A 23,130-nucleotide genomic window follows, 5' to 3' on the forward strand; every position below is an offset into this window, starting at 1 on the left:
AGAGATGTATCACGGTCAAAGCTTCACTGATGCTGATGAACTGATTGCAAATATCGAAGAATATATAGAGTATTACAATACAAAACGGATTAAGGTGAAATTTAAAGGCCTGACTCCGATAGAATATCGAAATCAGGCCTTGCAAGCCGCTTAACAGAAATGTCCAACTTTATGGGGTCACTTCACTCTGCGTGGGAATGCATATTTGACTAACAGAAAGTCAGATTAACTGCCTATTTTGGCTTTGGTATGCATTCCCACGGGGGACCGTGGGAACGAGAAAAGAGTCATCTTTAATTAACAGTCATCTTTAATTAAGAGTCATCTTCGGTGAAGTTCGAAGGCAATGTATCTTTCATCTTGTTCCAGATCTGCGCACTATCGATACCATAATGACGAATCACTCCTGGTAATTGCTCACGCTCACCAGAACGGCAAATTGTCAGCAATTCACGATAAAAAGAGAGTGAACGCTCACGTGCTTCTGGGTTTGAAAAATAGTAACTACCTACTCGATCGTAAAGTTTTTTCACCCCATTGAAGATTAAGCCGTAAATTTGATTGCCAGAATGGAATGCTAAACGCTGAAACAACATATAGTCGTAGTAATTAAACGTTTTGGCCATCAACACGGATTGACGCTTTTCTTCGTCTTTTTCACCGTCATCTTTAACGTGTTGCTGCAACTTCTCCGCAAAAGGTGACGACGCCATAAACGCATCCCATGAATCAGCGGCAAGCAGTGCTTCACACGATTCAATCACGTTAGTAATCGTACGTTCAGAATTTTCTTTGTTAATCTTGAATGCATAACGCATAAAGATCGGGCTTATATTAGTACGAGCAGCGAGCAAATCTTCAACAATGCTGGTTGCATTGTCTGCATCTAACGTCATTAGTGTATCTAAAATATGTAAGCCAGATGTCTCCATGAACTGGTTCACTTTCGTAGGCTTACCATGCTGAATAGTCAACCAACCATCACGAGCTAAACGCTGAAGCACTTCACGTAAAGTTGTCCGAGTAACACCGATTAGTTCAGAGAGTTCACGTTCTGCAGGTAGAATGGAACCAGGTGGGAAACGACCGTTCCAAATGCTTTCGATAATATATTTTTCGGCGAAACCTGCTGGGCTTTTTGCCTTAATAACCATTAAGTACTTATCCAGTTTTCTATTTATTAGATTTGATTGAGACTCATCATACCACTAGTTCTCATCAAGCGGAAACAAAGCAACCCTAAACTTGTCACAAAGCTAACCAATGTGAAGCAAATTGTCTGATGATTAGGTTCAACTCATCATATAAACCCGAAAAATATGTTTCAAAACATTTCGATACGTAACTTTTAATGCACAAAAACCACAACAAAAAAGAGAGTTAAATCACATTAACTATTGGACTAAACGAAAAATAAACTTACCTAAATATAGTGAGTTACGTGAGCTTGGTTGTATTTACGCACATTTATTCTTTATGTAGGCTTGAAAAGAATTTTTTAGTTAGCTCAAATTATAAATGAAGCCAAAATATCATACTAAAGAATGAATAATGCTTACTTCCGCACCTTGTAGTTGCTTGTTGACTAAATAAGTTATCTAGGTAGAGTTGCGGTCAAAGTCTAGAGTGCTTGTTGTGATCAGGGAGTGACCTGGCAAGGTTCTAAATAGGCGATTATCTTTATTGCCTTTCTAAGTCACTGTTGAGAAGCCTTTGATTGAGATTTCTACGACGATTCAAATCGAAGCTAGCACATATCCATGTTAAATAAATTATAACAGTGAGAGTAATGACCATGCCGATGTCCCTTGGAAACGCTTTTATCAAGAATTTCCTAGGAAAAGCACCTGATTGGTACAAAGTTGCCATAATTGCCTTTCTTATTATTAATCCAATCGTGTTCTTCTTTATCAACCCGTTTATTGCTGGTTGGTTGCTTGTCATTGAATTTATTTTCACCTTAGCCATGGCATTAAAATGCTATCCACTTCAGCCCGGTGGTTTATTGGCGATAGAAGCGATTGCGATTGGGATGACCAGTCCCGCTCAGGTAAAACATGAATTAGTCGCCAATATTGAAGTGCTACTTCTATTGGTATTTATGGTTGCAGGTATCTACTTTATGAAGAATCTGCTGCTATTTATCTTCACTAAAATACTGCTTGGCATTCGTTCGAAAATTGCACTTTCAGTAGCATTTTGCATGACAGCAGCCTTTTTGTCGGCTTTCTTAGATGCTCTGACCGTTATTGCCGTCATCATTAGCGTTGCGGTAGGTTTTTACTCTATTTATCACAAAGTGGCTTCCGGTCAGTCATTCAACTCATCACATGATCACACCCACGATGAGCATATCTCTGAACTGACACGTGATGACTTAGAAAACTACCGTGGTTTTTTACGTTCTCTGCTGATGCATGCAGGTGTCGGCACCGCTCTTGGTGGTGTAATGACTATGGTTGGAGAACCACAGAACCTTATTATTGCGGACCAAGCGGGTTGGTTTTTCGGCGAATTCTTAATCCGAATGTCTCCGGTAACTGTGCCTGTCTTTATCTGCGGCATTCTCACCTGTATTCTGGTTGAAAAGTTTAAAGTCTTTGGTTATGGCAGCGAACTGCCTGTTAACGTGCGTCAGATCCTTATCGATTTCGACACGGAAGAGCGAAAAACTCGCACTAATCAAGATGTTGCTAAACTTTGGATACAAGGTCTCATCGCAGTTTGGCTAATCGTTGGTTTAGCAATGCACCTCGCTGCAGTTGGTTTGATTGGCCTTTCTGTCATTATTCTTGCTACTGCTTTTACCGGTGTAATAGAAGAACATTCTATGGGAAAAGCATTTGAAGAAGCATTGCCATTTACCGCTCTGCTTGCTGTATTTTTCTCAATCGTAGCCGTAATTATTGACCAGCACCTCTTCAAACCCATCATTGATGCCGTACTCCATATCGAAGATAACGGCACACAGTTGGCCTTGTTCTACGTTGCCAATGGTTTGCTGTCCATGGTTTCAGATAACGTGTTCGTAGGAACGGTTTATATTAACGAAGTTAAAGAAGCTATGGTGCAAGGGATCATATCCCGCGATCAGTTCGACTTACTGGCTGTTGCAATCAATACAGGCACGAACTTACCGTCAGTCGCGACACCAAACGGTCAAGCCGCATTCTTATTTTTGTTAACTTCAGCACTGGCACCTTTAATTCGTCTGTCATATGGGCGAATGGTGTTGATGGCATTGCCATATACTTTGGTACTAACCCTTGTCGGTTTAGCAGGTATCGTCTTCCTGACTGAACCAATGACTCATATGTTCTACGATTTGGGCTGGCTTTCTCACCACCCAATCAATGCGGTTGGTGCTCACGTTCCTGCAAGCCACTAAAATTTGTGTTGAATAGGAAACTATTTCGGGATAAAAAGCTCTGATAACTCAGAGCTTTTTCACTTAAACGGTAAGGATAAACTGTGAATTTTTTTTCTAATTTGCACACTTTCTCTAAAAACCGAGTCTCTTGGATACTGTTATTGGGATTCGTATTGTTTTTCGAAGCTTGTGCGCTTTTCTTCCAACATGTGTTGGTTTTAGCACCTTGTGTCATGTGTATTTATGAGCGAGTGGCAATGTTAGGCATTGGCGGAGCTGCCGTTGTGGGGTTAATTGCCCCTAAAAACCCGCTATTTCGTTGGCTAGGTTTTGCTGGTTGGGGTTTTAGCGCCTACAAAGGACTAATGCTATCTCTACAACACGTTCAATATCAATTTCATCCCTCTCCTTTTGCAACGTGCGATGTATTTGTTCAGTTCCCTGGCTGGGCACCATTAAACCAATGGCTCCCGTCGATGTTCGAAGCCTATGGCGACTGTAGCAAGATTGTATGGCAATTTTTTGATTTATCTATGCCGCAATGGTTAGTGGTTATTTTTGCCGCAAATCTAGTTGCATTAGCCGTGATCGTCATTGCTCAATTTTTCAAAGAACAAAGACGATTTTTCAGATAACACATTCGATCAGATAAAATTTTCGAAATGAAAAGACAAAAGGCGCCAATTCAAATTGGCGCCTTTTCATATTCAAAGTAAATCAGTATTAGTCGCGAATGGGCGCAGGAGAAAGCACTTCTCGGTTGCCATTATGACCCGGAGCACTGACGATGCCTTGCGCTTCTAATTGCTCAACAATACGCGCGGCTCGGTTGTAGCCAATCTTAAAGCGACGTTGCACGCCAGAAACCGAACCCCGGCGAGTTTCAACCACATGTTCCACTACCTGGTCAAACAGAGGGTCGACTTCTTCATCACTTTCCATTCTTTCACCTGGTAACATCATCTCAGGGCTTTGATCGCCACTGATGATGTCGCTGATGTAGTTCGGTTTACCGCGTGCTTTCCAGTTATTAACGACAGCATGCACATCATCGTCGGAAGCAAACGCACCATGAACGCGAATGGTATGGCTTGAACCTGGAGGTAGATAAAGCATATCCCCCATGCCAAGCAGTGATTCTGCTCCACCTTGATCGAGAATAGTCCGCGAGTCAGTTTTCGTTGATACCGTAAAGGCAACACGAGTTGGTATGTTCGCTTTAATCAATCCGGTAATAACATCTACCGATGGGCGTTGCGTTGCCAAAATCAGGTGAATACCCGCCGCACGGGCTTTCTGAGCCAGACGAGCAATAAGCTCTTCCACTTTCTTACCCACGACCATCATTAAGTCGGCAAACTCATCGACCACAACGACTATGTATGGCAACTTCTCGAGTAACGGGGCTTCAGCGTCCATACTGTCACCTTCTTTCCATAATGGATCATGTATCGGGTGACCGGCTTCTGCCGCCATTTTTAACTTGTCGTTGAACCCTTTAATATTTCTTACGCCGAGCACCGACATAAGTTTGTAACGACGCTCCATCTCACCCACACACCAACGCAGGGCATTAGAAGCATCTTTCATATCCGTAACAACTTCAGCCAACAAGTGTGGAATGCCTTCATAAATAGAGAGCTCCAACATTTTCGGGTCAATCATGATGAAACGAACATCTTCAGGTGTTGATTTATACAACATACTCAGAATCATAACGTTTACACCCACTGACTTACCGGAGCCAGTTGTACCGGCAACCAATACGTGTGGCATTTTCGACAGATCGGCGACAACTGCATCACCGGCAATATCCTGTCCTAATACCACTGTCGTCGGCGATTTCGACTCTTTAAACTGAGGGCTACTTATAACATCAGACAAATACACCGTTTGGCGGCTCATATTCGGCAGTTCCAGACCGACATATGGTTTACCCGGTATAACTTCAACCACACGCACTGCCATTGCAGACAAAGAACGAGCTAAATCCATCGACAAGCTTGAAATACGGCTGACCTTAACTCCAGGAGCCAAATCAAGCTCAAAACGCGTAATAACCGGTCCAGGGAAGATATCAACCACTTCAGCTTGGATCTTATAATCAGCCAATTTGGCTTCAACAAGACGGGCGATTTCTTCCAATGCTTCTCTATCAATAAAGTTTTCACGTTTCTCAGGATGATAGAGTAATTCCAAGGTAGGCATAGGCTCCGTTGGCTTGGGCAATTTCACATCTTTTTGCATCAAGAATGGATTTTGCTGCCCTGCCATATTAGCTTGAGCTTGTGAAACTAAACTTTGGAAAGCAGCCACATCGTCATCTTGGTCGATCTCTTCACCTTCTTCATCATAGTCTTCAAAATCATATTCAGACTGAGCAGATTGTGGCTCTGACTGCCACTCATCATCATCTAAGACATCAAAGTTAGAGATAGTTGGTTCGATATAGTCATCATCCAATTCAGTATCGATAACATCATCAATCTGACGGGTATTGACGATAGGTTCGTCAGATGTAGGATCAGCAGCAGACAGATAGACATCTTCTGCGACACGATTTTGTGCTAGTTGCTCTTGAACATGTTGCCCTTGAACAGACGACCCGGGCATTTCATCTTGGGCGAAGTCATCCGATTCACGAGCAACCATATCCAACTCTTCAATTGTTGAAGAGAGTTGCTTACTGCGAGGCGGGAGATCTTCTTGCTCATCTTCGAAGTGATAGTTCGGTGCTTGCGAGACAGGATCAATTGAGACCGAATCAATCAAAGAAACGTTAGATTCAGCAGGTATTTTTGGTGCTGGATCTTCTTTTGGCATGTGGATATTAAAGCGGCGTGCAGATGGTTGCACATCTTGCTCAGATTCACCAGTAATGGCTGTGAAGCTTTCAACTGAATCGGGCAGTTGATCATTTTGTTCAAGTTGACTGAGTTGAGCTGAATCAAGAACAGCAGGTGCCGTTAATTGAGGCTCAATAATTTCACTTTTTTCACCACGGATACGGTTGAGCACCCAGTGCAGACCTGTAATGCTCAAATTACCGAGTTGTTCAACAATGCTCAGCCATGAAATGCCTGTTAGCAACGTAAAACCGGCTCCCCAAAAAAACAATAGCGCCAACGTGGTGCCGAGAGCATTGAGTGTCGGTAAAGCAAGGCTGGTAAGAACATCACCAACCACACCGCCAGATGAGAAATACCAGATATCATCAAAATTGATGTCGGCTAATCCACAGCTCGTGAGTAACAGAATCACTAAACCAAGTAGGCGTGTTCCCCAAAGCATGAGGTCAACGCTCTCATCTTCGCTACGTTTGCGAAAAATGATCCAGGCTGCGGCAGTTAAAATAATAGGTAATGGGTAAGCTAATGAGCCAAATACAAAAAATAACGTATCCGCAACCCACGCACCAACGATCCCACCGCCATTCTGAATATCAGAACCCCATGCAGTTTGAGACCATGAAGGATCGGCAGGATTAAATGTATATAGCGCTACGGCTAACAAAATAGAAACCAAAACGGTCAGGATCAGCCCGCACTCTTTAAGTCTTTGAATACCATTCAAGCGCGCAGAGCTTATCTCCTCACTCGTTTTGATAATGGTTTCGACTTTATTTTTGTTCTCTTTGAACATAAACCAACTTGAATATGATTATTATGGCCAACGTAAGTAACACTATACTCATATTGGATAGGTGAAAACAGTCCGAGCGGCAAAAGCCGCTCGGTTTGTTCGAAGATTTAACCATATCAAGGTCAAAAACCCAATGAACTAAAGTCAGAATGCGGAAAGAAATAGCACTATTCTGAACTTAAGCATGATTAACGAGTTTTGATAACTAACTGATTGGTTTGTTTAACTTCTTCCATTACTACGTAGGTACGAGTGTCGTTTACACCCGGTAAACGCAACAATGTGTCCCCAAGCAACTTACGATAAGCCCCCATGTCTGATACACGAGTTTTCAACAAATAGTCGAAATCACCTGAAACCAAGTGGCATTCTTGAATGTCATCCAATTTTTGCACTGCGGTATTAAACTGCTCAAACACATCTGGTGCACCACGATTTAGAGTAATCTCTACGAAAACCAATAGTGAGGCATCAAGATATTGAGGGTTTAATAAGGCTGTATAACCAGTAATGTAGCCCTGACGTTCTAAACGACGTACACGCTCCAAACACGGTGTTGGAGAAAGACCGACTCGCTTAGATAATTCAACGTTCGAAATACGACCGTCTTTCTGCAACTCGTTCAGAATGTTGCGGTCGATACGGTCAAGATCCTTGGACGGCCTTTTATAGTTGTCTGCCATTTTTATATTCCACCTTAATTACTTCCTTGCAAAAAATATACTACAACTTTTTAATATGCAGTTTCAAATCTTATACAATAGCGCATATACTAGCAATAAACTCGTCATGCAACTCAAGATATAGTCAATACAACCAAGTTAGGCTAAGGAGTCAGGATGATCATTGGTGTACCTAAAGAAATCAAAAACCACGAATACCGTGTCGGTATGATCCCATCAAGTGTGAGAGAACTTGCCTCTCACGACCACCAAGTCTTTATAGAAACAAATGCCGGAAACGGCATTTGCATTTCAAACGACGATTACATCGCCGCTGGCGCATCCATTCTTCCAACCGCTGCAGACATATTTGCCAAAGCAGAGATGATTGTAAAGGTTAAAGAACCTCAAGCTGTAGAACGAGCATAACTCAAAGAAGGGCAAATATTATTTACTTATTTACACCTAGCTCCAGATTTTCCACAAACTGAAGAGCTAATCAAGAGCAAAGCTGTCTGTATAGCATATGAGACTGTAACAGATAATATGGGTCGCTTACCACTATTAGCACCAATGTCTGAGGTCGCAGGCAGAATATCTATATTTCATTACTGCCGATTTTGATCTCTTACCGCATGAATAAGAATATTTCTCGGTGTGCTTTCTCGTTTGCAGAATTCACTCAGCTCAACATGATAACCACTTTCTTGCAAAAATATCGCTTTATCAAGCACAAGCCAGATCTCCAATAAACGGCGGAAGCATTGTTGAACCAAACTTAAGCGCTCCATTTGCCAGAAACGTTCAACACCTATCTTTTCATAATGGGAAAAATCAACGTCTGGCTGTTCAAAGCCTTTTTGCTTAGCCGCCCATACACAGAATGCTTCAAAGCCTTCGCTTAACAAAGACTTTTTGATGCTAGGTATTGGTATGTATTGGTTGACCGCAAAAGCTTCATGTAACAAAGCATCTAAACCTAATCTGAAGCTCATCTCTTGTTGTCTGTGGCGTTTTACCCGCTCGCCTCCAGTAACTGTCTCTTGCAGTGGTATTCTTAACTCTTGCTTGGTTAATCTTAGCTTAGAATGTTTCCCCAACATTGATTGCGCTAGATATGTATCGCCTTGCGTTAAGTGGTAACAGCACGGCGAAAAACTGATCGCTTTGGTCTTTGCACGGGAGGCATAACGCATAAGCTGAACGTGTAAATCCCCACAAGCGTGTAAAGCCACTGCATGCTGTTCCGAGTGAAATACCTCAGCACTTTTAAGATCAAATGCATCGCCTTGAACAAATGTCATCGGCAAAGAAAGATACTCAGCATCTTTTTGCCCAGAGTCACAAAGCTGCTGTTGATATTCAAAACTCACGACAGGTTGGTTTGAATTGAAAGCCAGAATTCTCCCCAAGTATCCTTTTCCAGAACACCATTCAAGCCATTCTCGACCATGGTGACGAGAAAGAACACACTGCCCCAACGCATGAATCTGATTAAGCTTTCTACCTGGTATGCCAGCTTCCAATGCTATATTTCTGCCGAGTACTGCATACTGGGCTGTCGGTAAATAAGCGAGTTCAGGAATGATACGAAGTTCAGGGATGAGATTAGAGAGGTGGTCAATCATTTCATCAGAATTATTTTTCAGCCGACCGATACCCTCTACATTTAGAGCATTAAGCCAATGATTTAATTGAGGATATTGCGGCCACAACGACGTTCCTTCAAAGCATTGAAAGAAAGCCTCAAAGCGCCAAAGCGATTGGTGTGTAATTAAGAATTGATCGAGTGTTTGAAATCTAGACTGCATGACTCCCCCTAAACTGGCATTAGTTTAGAGGGAGAGGCAAATGAAGTAAAAGCCTTAACGCACGGGCAGCTCAATATCTTTAAACATCTCTTCAATTTCCATATTGGATTTAAGAGAGATAGCTTGTTCAACAACTGGGCGAGTTAGATGAGGAGCAAAACGCTCCATAAAATCAAACATATATGAGCGTAGGAAGGTTCCTCTACGGAAACCGATACTGGTGGTACTGGCGCCGAAGATATGGCTTGCATCAATCGCAACGAGATCTTTGTCTTGTTCTTTATCAATTGCCATACTGGCAATGACACCAACACCAATCCCCATACGAACATAAGTTTTAATCACGTCTGCGTCCGTAGCGGTAAAGACCACTTTAGGTGTTAACCCAACACGATTAAACGCGGTATCTAATTCCGAACGGCCAGTGAAACCAAACACATACGTCACCAATGGAAATGCCGCTAAATCTTCAATCGTAATACGTTCTTTCTTCGTTAAAGGGTGATCTTTGGGTACAACAATCGAACGGTTCCAGTGATAACAAGGCAGCATTACTGCGTCTTGGTATAGATGCAACGCCTCAGTCGCAATTGCAAAATTAGCAACACCTTTAGCAATCGATTCAGACATTTGACTCGGTGTCCCTTGGTGCATGTGTAGCGAAACTTTAGGATAACGAGCCGTAAAACCTTTAATCACAGCAGGGAGCGCATAGCGAGCTTGAGTGTGTGTTGTGGATATATTCAATGTGCCCATTTCTGGATGAGTATGCTCTCCGGCAACCGCCTTAATACTTTCCACTCGGGAGAGTATCTCAGTAGCAATCCGTACGATATCTTCACCCGCTTGTGTGACCTGAGTCAGATGTTTCCCGCTTCGCTCGAATATTTGAATACCCAGCTCGTCTTCCAATAGACGAACTTGTTTACTGATCCCCGGCTGAGATGTATACAAACTCTCGGCGGTGGCAGAAACGTTTAAATTGTGATTAACCACCTCAACGATGTATTTTAATTGTTGCAACTTCATAACTGCCTAAAATCCTTGCCTAAATGAGTATGCTATATAATTATTAGTTATATACTCTACTGAGTAGAATTTGCAAGATCTCAACAAGCAACGACACTATAAAATAAAGAAAACCAAATGTAGAATGCGAAATAGCTCCAGTAGTTATCATACCAATTTCACTATTTATCGGTTCAGTATTAGACAATGAGCACCGAACGCAAACACGCATAAACCCATCCTTGGGGCTCCGCCGAGCCATCCATGGCTCGGAGGGTTTGCTTATCGGTACTCAATGTCTGCTTGATCAGGAAATTAATGTGTTTGGTATCACTTTTTATAGACACAAGTTTGTGCGGACTTTCAAACAATACATGTTGAGGTGTTTTTTTGCTTCAAAAAAATCATCATGGCATTAGTAAATTTCTGGGTGTAGTGATAAGTTATGCTGCTGTACCCTATTCACTAGCCATTGAAAAATGAAGACACGGAATATATGAATATAGGTTTAATCATCGCGCTGGTTGCAATACTGCTTATTCTGGTTTTGGGCTACAACATTATGTTGCAGTACAAAGTCAAAGTTGAATCTGCAAAAAAGCAAGAATCTTCGAAATATTTAGCCATTATTGATGCCACAGAAGATTTAATTGGCAATGCGCATCATCTGCCTTTTAGTAAAGAATTACTGCTTTGCCTAAATGTCCGAATTTTGGATTGCTTGCAGAGTATGTTTGATCTTGAGCCGAAAAATAAACAGTTGGCGCAACGCATTGAACATATGAACGCACAAATTAAGCATTTGAAAGATAATCACCCTGGTGGTGACAGCACGGTATTTAAAGTTCCGACCAGCGATAAACAAGCGATTGTTATGCTTAAATTGGTAAAACGTTTAAGAGATACCATCAAAAGCGAGCACAATAAAGGGCGATTCGAAACCCAAACTTATGTGATGGAAAACGCTCGTCTGGAAAATATTCAAATTCGCATTAACATCGAAAACGTAATTAAACGCGCAAATGATTCTATTGTTCGTGGTCAACCCGGTACCGCGATTCAATTGCTACGAAAAGGCTTGGACGTTTTGAGTACCAAAAACGACAACTACTCAAACCAAGCAAGAGATAAACTGCAACAGATGTATGATGAATTAGAGCATAAGCGTCAAACTAAAAGTGCCACTGAACTGCAAGAGATTGAAGCGAAAGAACGCAACAATGATATGGAAGCGCTCTTTGGTGAAAAGAAAAAGTGGTAACCTGTACCTAAGTCGCATGACAAAAATAAGCAAAAAAATAAGCAAAAAAATAAGCAAAAAAATAAGGTTGCCAAGGCAACCTTATTTTTTATCCGCATTAAGCGAGTGACGCGTTAATACTGGCTAGCACAGCAGCAGGATCGGCCGCTTGGGTAATCGGTCGACCAATGACTAAATAGTCTGAACCAGCCTGTACCGCTTCATACGGAGTCATAATGCGCCGTTGGTCGCCAACGTCAGCGCCAACAGGTCGAATGCCAGGAGTCACCAACTTGAACGCCTTTCCTAAGCCTTGCTTTAACATTTGTGACTCTTGAGCAGAACAAACCACACCGTCTAAACCGGCATTCTTTGTCAATTTAGCTAAACGCATGACTTGATCTTGAGGCTTAACATCTAAGCCGATACCGGCAAGGTCACTCTGCTCCATACTGGTTAAAACAGTAACACCTATCAATAGCGGGCGATCTTTACCGTAAGGCTCTAATATTTCACGAGATGCCGACATCATACGTTCACCACCACTGGCATGCACGTTCACCATCCAAACGCCAAGTTCAGCCGCCGCTTTCACTGCCTTAGAACAGGTATTCGGAATATCATGAAACTTCAGATCTAAAAATACAGAGAAGCCACGTTTGTGCAGTTCACGAACAAATTCAGGACCAAAAAGAGTAAACATCTCTTTACCCACTTTTAAGCGACAGCTTGTTGGGTCGATTTTGCTGACGAATGAAAGCGCATCCGCTTGATTATCATAATCCAGTGCAACAATCACTTTCTGGTCGTTCATTTTTACTCCTAAGTATCTATTAAGCTATAAATAAGTATCTATTGAGCGATAAAAATGCAGCTATTTCAGCTGCAAGTCTTAATAATTAGTCACTAGCCAATTGATTGGTTTTGACTGTTACTATTCTCCATCTAAACCACGGATAGGTTTAACTGATCCCCAGCTTTTACAGGATGGACAGTGCCAATATAAAGAATGGGTTGAAAATCCACATTTTCGACACCGATAATGCGGTTTCACTTTTAACTGTTCACCGACCAGTTTTTTAAGCGTGGACAAGCTCGCTTTGGCTCTCCCCTCCTCCGCTTCAGCAATATGATAGTCGATCAAACGATAAAAGCCCTTCATGGTCGGATTTTTTACCAATTGACGCGTCAGTAGCTCTTGCGCAGTCGCTACGCCTTCGTGTTGAGCAACTAACTGAGCTAGCATCAACTCCGCTGATACGCCCGCTTTATTCTCGATACACTTACGTAAAAACTCAACCAATTCCGGCTCTTGCCCAAGATGATAGTAACATTCAGCCAGTGTAGGTAAAACCTCACCAATAAAATCAATATCTTGGTCGAGCACCATTTTCATATAATGAATGGTCTGCTTGTAGTTTTCACTCTCTAAGTATGATTTCCCCAAAGCAATACTGGCTCTGACACAGTTAGGATCTTCAGAAAGTGCACGTTTAAACAATTGGATGCTTTTACTATCACTACCATTGGCTTTTTCTTGCATCGCCAACTCACAGAGGAAGTGAGCGATGCTACTTCTCATGCGTTTACGACCCATTTTTACCAAGGCGGAAGCGCATTCAATGGCTTTATGCCATTCCCGTGTTTGCTGATAAATAGAAGTCAGCTGCTGTAACGCAGACTCACGGTGTTCTGGTTCATCAACAAGCTGTTCAAAGATTTTTTCCGCTCGGTCTAAGAAACCAGAAACCATGTAATCTTTTGCTAATTGCTGCAACGCTAGATTCTTTTGATCAACAGTCAGACCTGAGCGTGAAATAAGGTTTTGGTGTATACGAATAGCTCTATCAACTTCTCCTCTTGAACGGAACAAGTTACCCAAAGCGAGATGAGTATCTATGGTTTCGTTATCAACTTGAAGAAGCTCGATAAAATGGTCAACGGCTTTATCTGATTGATCAGACAACAGCAAATTTAAACCCGTAACATATTGACGTGAAATTTGGTGTGAATGCTTCTGCTTGTCCTGTTGAGCGCTGCGATTGCCCATATACCAACCATAGGCAGCAGCGATTGGTAATAACAAGAAAAGAATTTCTAACATCAAAAAACAGCCTTATCCAATATTAACTCTGTTTTCAGATGGATCTTTGGTTGCTGGAGTCACCTTCTTAAGTTGCTTGTTTAACTTACGTACCTGTAGTTTGGATTTGAGATGTAAACCACCAAAAATAACCCAAGCAAGAACAAAACCAGCGACAAATACACAACCAAGAAGTGTTGATAGATGAAACTCACCTTGTGCAAGTAAGTAATTGAAAGTCACGACTTCTTGGTTTTGAGAGCCCAAAGCCAGTGCAATCAAGAAGAGAGCGAGTACCACAACGATTTTTATAATTTTCATAGTCCATCACCTATCCATAAATCAGTTTTACTGATTATGCAGGAAAATCCCCTGACAAACCATGTCTATATATCATAAAAAAGCGGCACGCCTCATCAGCATGCCGCCTATTTCATCAATCTGTTTACTTAATCAATCCGTTTACTTAATCAATCTGTCTACGGAGATTAATCATTTACTCGCTCGCGCAATTCTTTGCCCGGTTTGAAGTGGGGTACATATTTACCTTCCAATTCAACTTTTTCACCTGTCTTAGGGTTACGACCAACGCGTGGTTCACGAAAGTGAAGAGAGAAACTACCGAAACCACGAATTTCGATGCGATCTCCACTCTCTAGAGTGTTGGCCATATGCTCAAGAATATCTTTTACCGCATCTTCGATTTCTTTTGCCGACAGATGTGTTTGCTCAGCACAGAGCCTTTCGATCAATTCAGACTTAGTCATAATTTCCCTCATAGATTTTTTACTACTTATTATAGTAAGTAATATCAATTCCAACAAACACTTACTCACTATTGTAGAAAATGATCAGGCAAAACACCTAATAGTTTTTCTCAAGATCCTCTGTTTATTTGCGAAAACATTCTCTCATTGAGGTTTCAAGCGCTTTGTAAGCACTTACAAAAGGCAAACAGTATTCCGTTCAGCAGGTTGAATAGTCGGATTCATAGTTTCTTGATGCAAAAAAAGAGTTTCTGGTGCAAAAAAGGAGCCTTGCGGCTCCTTCTTATTAGCGATTGCTATATAGCTATTATTCGCCTTTAGCAGCTTTGAAAGCGTCTGCCATTGCGTTACCGAAAGAAGCACCATCTTCTTGGTTGATAGAAGCCATTGCTTCTTGCTCTTCAGCTTCATCTTTAGCTTTGATAGATAGGTTGATTACGCGGTTTTTACGGTCAACGCCAGTAAATTTCGCTTCAACGCTGTCACCAACGCTAAGGATTAGAGTAGCATCTTCTACACGGTCACGAGCAACTTCAGAAGCGCGGATGTAACCTTCTACACCTTCTTCTAGCTCGATAGTTGCGCCTTTAGCGTCTACTGCAGTAACAGTACCGTTAACTAGAGCACCTTTCTTGTTGTCAGCTACATAAGCATTGAATGGGTCGTTTTCCATTTGCTTAACGCCTAGAGAAATACGCTCACGCTCTGCGTCTACTGCTAGAACAACTGCAGAGATCTCGTCGCCTTTCTTGTACTCACGTACAGCTTCTTCTCCAGGAACGTTCCAAGAGATGTCAGATAGGTGAACTAGACCATCGATGCCGCCGTCAAGACCGATGAAGATACCGAAGTCAGTGATTGACTTGATCTTACCAGTAACTTTGTCGCCTTTAGCTTGTGCTTCAGCGAATGACTGCCATGGGTTAGCTTTACACTGTTTTAGACCTAGAGAGATACGACGACGTTCTTCGTCGATATCAAGAACCATAACCTCAACTTCGTCGCCAACATTAACAACTTTAGATGGGTGGATGTTCTTGTTAGTCCAATCCATTTCTGAAACGTGTACTAGACCTTCAACGCCTTCTTCGATTTCCACGAAGCAGCCGTAGTCAGTTAGGTTAGTTACGCGACCAGATAGTTTGTGACCTTCTGGGTAACGCTTAGCGATTGCTACCCATGGATCTTCGCCTAGTTGCTTAAGACCTAGTGATACGCGAGTACGATCACGGTCGAACTTAAGAACTTTAACTAGGATCTCGTCACCAACGTTAACGATTTCTGATGGGTGCTTAACGCGTTTCCATGCCATATCAGTGATATGTAGAAGACCGTCAACACCACCAAGATCAACGAATGCACCGTAATCAGTAAGGTTCTTAACGATACCTTTAACTTCAGTACCTTCTTGTAGAGTTTCAAGAAGTTCGTCACGCTCAACGCTGCTTTCTGATTCGATAACAGCACGACGAGAAACAACAACGTTGTTACGTTTCTGGTCTAGCTTGATAACTTTGAACTCTAGCTCTTTGTTTTCTAGGTGAGCAGTGTCACGGATTGGACGTACGTCTACTAGAGAGCCAGGAAGGAATGCACGGATACCGTTTAGTTCAACAGTGAAACCGCCTTTAACTTTACCGTTGATGATACCAACAACAGTTTCAGCTTCTTCGTATGCTTTCTCAAGAACGATCCATGATTCGTGACGCTTAGCTTTCTCACGAGAAAGTTGAGTTTCACCGAAACCGTCTTCAACAGCGTCTAGAGCAACATCTACTTCAGAACCAATTTCAACTTCAAGTTCGCCAGCAGCGTTCTTGAATTGTTCAGCAGGGATAGCAGACTCAGACTTAAGGCCAGCATCAACAAGAACGTAACCGTTCTCGATAGCTACTACAGTACCTTTAACGATACTACCTTGTTGGAATTCAGTCTCATTTAGGAACTCTTCAAAGAGTTGAGCAAAAGATTCAGTCATTTATATATTCTTCAATAAGTAAACGTCCACGGGCATCCTACCACATGGGGGTTATTAAAATCGCCGGTCATCATCCTTGCAACCGACGCTCTTAGTTGACGTGGTTTATTCCGCCAACTTCGATTCGATATATTGTAGTGCTTTTTCCACGACTTCGTCGATAGACATTTCGGTCGAATCTAGCACAAGCGCATCCTCAGCAGGGCGTAATGGCGCCACTGGACGGTTACGATCTCGATCGTCACGTTCTTGGATTTCGCTTAAAAGGGCGTCAAATTTACCATCAAGCCCTTTCAGTTGCAACTGCTTGAAGCGTCTACGAGCTCTTTCTTCAGCACTTGCATCTAAGAAAATCTTTGCCTCCGCAGTTGGGAAAACCACTGTTCCCATGTCACGACCATCAGCAACAAGACCTCGACCTTCTGCAAATGCACGCTGACGACGAAGCAACGCCTCGCGAACTCGCGGCAATGCTGCAACTTTTGAAGCCGCCATTCCAGTCTCTTCTTTACGTAATTCTTTAGAGACATCTTCCCCTTCAAGAATAACTCTAACTAAGTCACCTTCAGCAATAAATTGAACATCTAAATGCATAGCCAATGGAACTAACGCGTCTTCGGACTCAAGATCAACACCATGATGAATAGCCGCTAATGCTAAAACACGATAAATTGCGCCTGAGTCTAAAAGATGAAAACCGAGCTTATTTGCCAGCAGCATGCAAAGGGTTCCTTTACCTGCTCCACTTGGACCATCTACGGTAATCACCGGTGTGTGTGAGGGCATGTTTAACTCCACTTATTATTATTCATGGATAAAGAGTATCCATGTTTCACCGGCGAAAAATTATAGTGGTAATAGAGCAAAGGCGCTAGGGAGGATTGTTAGATATCGTGTTTTATTCTACAAACTTGCTTTTTTGCTTAAGAAAAAAGAAAGGCTCAAGTAGAAACTCAAGCCTGCATCGTTACCCATTAATTATACCAATTACCTTAATTTCCTAATCAAGTAGGCATTGAGTGCCGATAAGCAAACCCTCCGAGCCATGGATGGCTCGGCGGAGCCCCAAGGATGGGTTTATGCGTGTTTGCGTTCGGTGCTCATTGTCTAATGGCTGAACAGTTTAATAGCGCAATTGGTATTAATTGCTACAACAGAATTCGGGCTTCATTTTTGCTCACAGTGGAAGTGCCAATTCCTTTTACTTTTGTTAAGTCTTGTTTGGAAGTAAACGCACCATGTTGAGTTCGATAATCAACAATCGCTTGCGCTTTCTTCAAGCCAATACCCAATAACATAGTCGATATTTCTTCAGCCGACGCTGTATTAACGTTAACGGTAATAGATATACCGTCTGTAGCACTTGCCTGGCCGGCTTTGCTTACTTGGCCTGCTTTACTGGCTTGACTTGTCCCGCTATCTGCCGCAACAGCATAAGTCGCCGGTAACAACAAAGCTAATGAAAAAACCACCATCCATCGTCTAGCTAAAATGAACATTTTTACCATTTTTACACCCTCTTTTGATTAAGTGAGAACATAGTAATCCGGCATTAGAACAACGAAGATAGCACTTTGAATAAAATAAAAGGGGCTGCAACCGCAGCCCCTTTCGTTAAACATATCAATTACATTAGAACGCCTACTGGCTCACAGCGTAATACTCAATATCGGTATTCGCTCTCAGTACAGATAGGACACCAGTAATATCCTGTTGCACAGCAATGCGAGAAAGCTGGGCACCGATTTGATCTTGATACTGAGGCTCAATTTTAGCTTCAACCTTGCTAAGCTCGATTAAAACAATATTGCCGTCTAAGTCTTTAGCTTGACCGTATACGACTTGGTCAGTTTGCGGTTTAGGCATAGCAAACACGGTTTGAGCCAATTGCGAACCACGGTCAACCGTTTCCAATTCACCAAACACCAGTTTATTTTCGTCTAGAAGAGATTTATCGCCTTGTTTCAGAGCGGCAATTAATTTGTCGCCAAGTTCAAGAGCTTGTTGTTCACCTTTCACTTTCGATAGATGAGCGAATACTTGCTCTTTAACTTCTTCGAACGGTAGAACCATTTCTGGACGAGCTTCGTCAACACGCACAACAACCACATGTTCCGGTGCTACTTCAATCACCGATGAATTCAAACCATCTTCTTTCACTTCAGGAGATTGAATGGCTTGTTGAACCGCTGCATTTTGTAGTGCTTCTGGTGTATCCAATTGAGAAATAAAGTCAGTTTTTACGATTTGAGCAGAAATAGCCTTCGCAGCTTCATCTAAAGAATCTGGATACTCAAACGCCACTTTTTCAAGTTCAGTTTGCAGTTCATAGAAGGTATCTACCGCTTTTTGCGAAGCCAATTCAGTCTTAATCTCTGCGGCAACTTCCTCTAAAGGTTTTGCAACAGAAGCTTTGATACCATCAAGTTTGATGATGTGGTAACCAAAATCAGATTTAACAAGACCAGAAACATCGCCAACCGAAGTTAAACCAAACGCTGCCGCTTCAAAGGCAGGATCCATTGTATCGTGTTCAATCCAACCTAAAGAACCACCATTTTCTGAGCTACCAATATCTTCAGATTTTTCTTCAGCAAGTTTTGCAAAATCTGCACCGGCGTTCAGCTCATCAAGAATCGCTTGAGCTTTAGCTTCGTCATCACCTTGTACTAAGATATGGCTAACTTCACGTTGCTCAGCAGTAGAATATTTGTCTAAATGCTCTTGATAGTAAGCTTTCACTTGCTCATCACTGATAGTCACTTGCTCAGCCAACTTCTCTGCCGAAAGTTCAATATAAGAAACTTTAACCTGCTCTGGGCGAGTATAACGTTCAGCGTTCTCAGAGTAGTATTTCTGAGCATCTTCATCACTTACTGTTACATTGTTCGCAAAATCTTCCAGCGATAAGGTAACGGTACGAATATCACGTGTCTGGGCAATCAATGCACTTTGGGCATCAATTTCACCTTTGAGTGTGAACTCACTACCTTGCAGTGCTGAAGTCAACTGACTACGCAGTAAATCACGACGAAGGTATTGCGCAAAAGATTCTGCAGTAAAGCCAGCACGACGTAGTGCTGCTTGATAAATTTCTTGGTCGAACTTACCTTCAGACTGGAACTGAGGCATTTCCAACATCAGTTTACGCACCTGTGCATCGCTGATTCGAAGACCTAGTGAATTCGCATGTTGCTCGATAAGAACATCATTGATCATGCGGTCCAAAATAGATTTACGGAAAGAAGCAACATATGCTGGGTCTGCTAGTAAGTTAGCAAAATAGTCACCCATTTGAGATTGCATACGGTTTCTTTCGTTTTGGTAAGCTTGTTCAAACTGACCACGGTCAATCTCAATATTGCCAACTTTAGCCGCCGCGTTATTACTGCCACTGACTAGGTAGCTACCTACCCCTGCGAAGATAAAAGACAGGATGATTAGTCCCAGGATAATTTTTACCGCGATGCTGTTAACACCCTCGCGTAATCGATCCATCATAATTTTACTGCTCTCCGGATTTGAAGTTTACACTTCAGCCAAAAATGAATAGCGCGATAATATCAGAAAAAGAAATGCGCATCAGTAGGATGCGCATAATTTAAAAAGGTTCGAATAAATTTTGCTGCTAGCAGCAAAAAGTCATTCAAAAAATTAGTTACAAGCGTCTTTCAGTGCTTTACCAGCTTTGAATGCAGGAACTTTAGCTTCAGCGATTTGGATCTCTTCACCAGTTTTTGGGTTACGACCAGTGCGAGCAGCACGAGTACGAACTTGGAAAGTACCAAAGCCAACTAGAGCTACTTGGTCGCCAGACTGAAGAGTATCGCTCACTGCTTCGATGAATGCATCTAGAGCACGACCAGCTGAAGCTTTTGATAGTTCAGCATTAGCTGCGATTTTTTCTACTAATTGTGTTTTATTCACTGTGATTCCCCTTTGGTCGCCAATTTATTATTTTGTTCGGCGCCGATTCGTTCCATTGATGTTTAAATATAACCTAAAGCCTTGTTACAACTGGGCTGAAAGCTATAGTGAACAACGGTAGCCTCCAAAAAAAACGCTGACAAGCCCTTTTTTAGCCTATCAGCGTAATCTTTTACTTATTTTTGCTACACATCACTCTTTTGCAGCTTCAAATGCCACACCCGTAGGGTCATTTTCCAGTGCAACCTTTAAAACTTCATCAATCCAACGTACTGGAATAACCTTAAGATCAGCAATAACATTATCTGGAATCTCTTCCAAATCGCGCTCATTATCCTTCGGAATGAGCGCCGTTTTAATACCACCTCGATGAGCAGCAAGCAGTTTTTCTTTCAGACCACCGATAGGTAAAACTTCACCGCGAAGAGTAATTTCGCCGGTCATTGCAACATCTGCTTTCACAGGGTTACCTGTTAAACAAGATACCAATGCAGTACACATAGCCGTCCCCGCACTCGGACCATCTTTCGGTGTTGCGCCTTCAGGCACGTGTACGTGAATATCGCGTTTTTCGTAGAAATCTGGGTTAATGCCCAGTTTTTCCGCGCGAGAACGGACCACAGTCATTGCCGCCTGAATAGACTCTTGCATCACTTCACCCAATGAGCCAGTCTGCGTCAGCTTACCCTTACCAGGCATTGACTGTGCTTCAATAGTGAGAAGATCGCCACCAACTTCTGTCCAAGCCAAACCTGTGACTTGACCAATGCGGTTGTGTTCATCGGCTTTACCAAAGTCAAAACGTTGTACCCCAAGGTATTCTTTAAGATTTTCTTGGTTCACTGTCACGTGTTTAACGTCTTTATTGAGTAAAATGTTCTTCACTGCTTTACGGCAAATCTTAGAAATTTCACGCTCTAGGTTACGAACACCGGCTTCACGCGTGTAGTAACGAATTACCCCCATGATCGCGGAATCTTCGATGGTAATTTCTGAAGGTTTCAGACCATTACGTTCAATTTGCTTTTCAACCAAATGACGCTTGGCAATGTTCAGTTTTTCATCTTCGGTATAACCAGACAGACGGATAACTTCCATACGGTCCAACAGTGGGCCCGGAATATTCATCGAGTTAGATGTCGCCACAAACATGACATCAGACAAATCGTAATCCACTTCTAAGTAGTGGTCGTTGAATGAGTTGTTCTGCTCTGGATCGAGAACTTCCAATAATGCAGAAGCAGGATCACCACGCATATCCGATGCCATCTTATCGATTTCATCCAACAGGAATAGTGGGTTTTTCACACCAACTTTCGACATTTTTTGGATCAGTTTACCCGGCAGAGAACCGATGTAAGTACGACGGTGACCACGAATTTCCGCTTCATCACGCACCCCACCGAGCGCCATACGCGTATACTTGCGGCCGGTTGCAGCGGCAATTGAACGACCTAGTGATGTTTTACCCACGCCCGGAGGACCAACTAAGCACAAGATCGGACCTTTTAGCTTACTAATACGGCTCTGAACCGCCAAATATTCCAGAATGCGTTCTTTCACCCGCTCTAAGCCATAGTGATCAGCATTTAGAATTTCTTCTGCTTTAGCTAAATCACGTTTTACTTTTGAACGCTTAGTCCAAGGAACGTTGATCATCCAATCAATATAGCTGCGAACCACCGTTGCTTCTGCTGACATCGGAGACATCATTTTAAGCTTTTGCAACTCTTGTTCGGTTTTTTCGCGCGCTTCAGCAGGCATCTTTGAGTCTTCGATTTTCTGTTTTAGAACTTCGAATTCATCAACGCCATCTTCTGTCTCACCCAGCTCTTTCTGAATCGCTTTCATTTGTTCATTCAGATAGTACTCACGCTGAGATTTTTCCATCTGCTTTTTAACTCGAGTACGAATACGTTTCTCAACTTGCAGCAGATCGATTTCAGATTCCATCTGTCCCATTAAGAATTCTAAACGTTCGGTGACGTCTAAAATCTCGAGCACTTTTTGTTTATCAGCCAACTTGAGTGGCATGTGTGCGGCAATAGTATCCGCTAAGCGTGCCGCTTCATCGATACCATTTAAGGAGGTTAAAACCTCAGGCGGAATCTTTTTATTGAGCTTGATGAACCCGTCGAATTGGTTAATAGCACTGCGTACTATCACTTCCTGTTCTTTATCATCGAGTTCAGGCGTGATCAGGAATTCGGCACTTGCAGAGAAGAACTCGCCTTCATGAAACTCATTAATTTTGGCACGTTGTTGACCTTCCACTAACACTTTTACTGTGCCATCAGGCAACTTCAGCAATTGCAAAATTGTTGCAACCGTACCCACTTCAAACAAGTCCGAAATAGTCGGTTCATCCGTTTCGGCTTGCTTCTGTGCAACCAGAAGAACTTGCTTGTTGTAATCCATTGCCGCGTCTAGGCATTGAATAGATTTCTCACGACCAACAAACAATGGGATCACCATATGTGGATATACAACCACATCACGTAAAGGTAATACGGGGATCTCTATACGCTCGGAACGCTCCAAGTTCATATTATTCTCTCTTCCGCTTTGATATATATTCGAGTATATGGGGGCTAACTAACTGGATTCAATAACAGAATAAAAAAAAGGAGGTAATGGTTACC

19 protein-coding genes and 1 pseudogene are annotated in these 23,130 nt (G+C 42.4%); 5 read left to right on the forward strand and 15 right to left on the reverse strand.

Going from position 1 to position 23,130, the window contains the following annotated elements; genetic code table 11:
- Positions 1-4 precede the first annotated feature (4 nt).
- Positions 5-154: an IS3 family transposase gene (locus tag ACK5MF_RS03175; protein WP_416919150.1), complete on the forward strand. Its 150-nt coding sequence runs from the start codon at positions 5-7 to the stop codon at positions 152-154.
- Positions 155-314: 160 nt separating this feature from the next.
- On the opposite strand, the gene fadR is transcribed toward ACK5MF_RS03175, so the two are convergent.
- A complete protein-coding gene (fadR, locus tag ACK5MF_RS03180; RefSeq protein WP_416919297.1) occupies positions 315-1,154 on the reverse strand; it encodes a fatty acid metabolism transcriptional regulator FadR in 840 nt (279 codons plus the stop codon).
- A 641-nt stretch (positions 1,155-1,795) separates the two neighbouring features.
- On the opposite strand from fadR, the gene nhaB reads away from it, so the two are divergent.
- The gene (nhaB, locus tag ACK5MF_RS03185; RefSeq protein WP_416919299.1) at positions 1,796-3,388 is read left to right on the forward strand and encodes a Na(+)/H(+) antiporter NhaB; all 1,593 of its coding nucleotides are present in this window, start codon (positions 1,796-1,798) and stop codon (positions 3,386-3,388) included.
- Between the two features lie 83 nt (positions 3,389-3,471).
- On the forward strand, positions 3,472-4,005 hold the full coding sequence (dsbB, locus tag ACK5MF_RS03190) for a disulfide bond formation protein DsbB (RefSeq protein ID WP_416919301.1): 534 nt from the start codon (positions 3,472-3,474) through the stop codon (positions 4,003-4,005).
- An 88-nt stretch (positions 4,006-4,093) separates the two neighbouring features.
- Here dsbB and ACK5MF_RS03195 read toward each other — a convergent pair whose 3' ends face one another.
- On the reverse strand, positions 4,094-7,012 hold the full coding sequence (locus ACK5MF_RS03195; RefSeq protein WP_416919303.1) for a DNA translocase FtsK 4TM domain-containing protein: 2,919 nt from the start codon (positions 7,010-7,012) through the stop codon (positions 4,094-4,096).
- A 188-nt stretch (positions 7,013-7,200) separates the two neighbouring features.
- Positions 7,201-7,695: a leucine-responsive transcriptional regulator Lrp gene (gene lrp / locus ACK5MF_RS03200; RefSeq protein ID WP_004726475.1), complete on the reverse strand. Its 495-nt coding sequence runs from the start codon at positions 7,693-7,695 to the stop codon at positions 7,201-7,203.
- A 156-nt stretch (positions 7,696-7,851) separates the two neighbouring features.
- Here lrp and ACK5MF_RS03205 point away from each other — a divergent pair.
- Positions 7,852-8,277, forward strand: a pseudogene (locus ACK5MF_RS03205) (alanine dehydrogenase); the annotation flags it as partial.
- A gap of 5 nt (positions 8,278-8,282) precedes the next feature.
- Here ACK5MF_RS03205 and ACK5MF_RS03210 read toward each other — a convergent pair.
- Together ACK5MF_RS03210 and cysB are read right to left on the reverse strand one after the other, a co-directional pair.
- Positions 8,283-9,485, reverse strand: coding sequence for a methyltransferase (locus ACK5MF_RS03210; protein WP_416919306.1), 1,203 nt, complete (start codon positions 9,483-9,485; stop codon positions 8,283-8,285).
- A gap of 54 nt (positions 9,486-9,539) precedes the next feature.
- A complete protein-coding gene (gene cysB, locus ACK5MF_RS03215; protein ID WP_416919308.1) occupies positions 9,540-10,514 on the reverse strand; it encodes an HTH-type transcriptional regulator CysB in 975 nt (324 codons plus the stop codon).
- Between the two features lie 475 nt (positions 10,515-10,989).
- Here cysB and ACK5MF_RS03220 point away from each other — a divergent pair, with 475 nt between their 5' ends.
- Positions 10,990-11,754, forward strand: coding sequence for a DNA repair protein (locus ACK5MF_RS03220; RefSeq protein ID WP_416919310.1), 765 nt, complete (start codon positions 10,990-10,992; stop codon positions 11,752-11,754).
- A 97-nt stretch (positions 11,755-11,851) separates the two neighbouring features.
- Here the strand turns inward: ACK5MF_RS03220 and pyrF are convergent, their stop codons facing one another.
- The 10 genes from pyrF to lon form a co-directional block, all read right to left on the reverse strand.
- Complete coding sequence (gene pyrF, locus ACK5MF_RS03225) at positions 11,852-12,547, reverse strand: orotidine-5'-phosphate decarboxylase (protein ID WP_416919312.1); 696 nt, start codon at positions 12,545-12,547, stop codon at positions 11,852-11,854.
- A 120-nt stretch (positions 12,548-12,667) separates the two neighbouring features.
- Complete coding sequence (gene lapB, locus ACK5MF_RS03230) at positions 12,668-13,837, reverse strand: lipopolysaccharide assembly protein LapB (protein WP_416919314.1); 1,170 nt, start codon at positions 13,835-13,837, stop codon at positions 12,668-12,670.
- A 12-nt stretch (positions 13,838-13,849) separates the two neighbouring features.
- Complete coding sequence (locus ACK5MF_RS03235) at positions 13,850-14,137, reverse strand: LapA family protein (protein ID WP_416919316.1); 288 nt, start codon at positions 14,135-14,137, stop codon at positions 13,850-13,852.
- 167 nt (positions 14,138-14,304) lie between these two features.
- Entirely contained in the window at positions 14,305-14,583 is a 279-nt protein-coding gene (gene ihfB, locus ACK5MF_RS03240; RefSeq protein ID WP_416919318.1) for an integration host factor subunit beta, read from the reverse strand.
- A gap of 307 nt (positions 14,584-14,890) precedes the next feature.
- Positions 14,891-16,561: a 30S ribosomal protein S1 gene (gene rpsA, locus ACK5MF_RS03245; RefSeq protein WP_416919321.1), complete on the reverse strand. Its 1,671-nt coding sequence runs from the start codon at positions 16,559-16,561 to the stop codon at positions 14,891-14,893.
- A 105-nt stretch (positions 16,562-16,666) separates the two neighbouring features.
- Positions 16,667-17,347: a (d)CMP kinase gene (cmk, locus tag ACK5MF_RS03250; RefSeq protein WP_416919323.1), complete on the reverse strand. Its 681-nt coding sequence runs from the start codon at positions 17,345-17,347 to the stop codon at positions 16,667-16,669.
- A 362-nt stretch (positions 17,348-17,709) separates the two neighbouring features.
- Positions 17,710-18,060 carry a ComEA family DNA-binding protein gene (locus tag ACK5MF_RS03255; RefSeq protein WP_416919362.1) on the reverse strand — a complete coding sequence of 117 codons (351 nt, stop codon included), beginning with the start codon at positions 18,058-18,060 and terminating at the stop codon, positions 17,710-17,712.
- Between the two features lie 142 nt (positions 18,061-18,202).
- A complete protein-coding gene (ppiD, locus tag ACK5MF_RS03260) occupies positions 18,203-20,062 on the reverse strand; it encodes a peptidylprolyl isomerase (protein ID WP_416919325.1) in 1,860 nt (619 codons plus the stop codon).
- Between the two features lie 153 nt (positions 20,063-20,215).
- On the reverse strand, positions 20,216-20,488 hold the full coding sequence (locus ACK5MF_RS03265) for an HU family DNA-binding protein (RefSeq protein ID WP_416919328.1): 273 nt from the start codon (positions 20,486-20,488) through the stop codon (positions 20,216-20,218).
- 192 nt (positions 20,489-20,680) lie between these two features.
- A complete protein-coding gene (gene lon, locus ACK5MF_RS03270; RefSeq protein WP_416919330.1) occupies positions 20,681-23,035 on the reverse strand; it encodes an endopeptidase La in 2,355 nt (784 codons plus the stop codon).
- Positions 23,036-23,130: the final 95 nt, after the last annotated feature.

This window comes from Vibrio sp., from assembly GCF_047973365.1.
GTDB lineage: Bacteria > Pseudomonadota > Gammaproteobacteria > Enterobacterales > Vibrionaceae > Vibrio.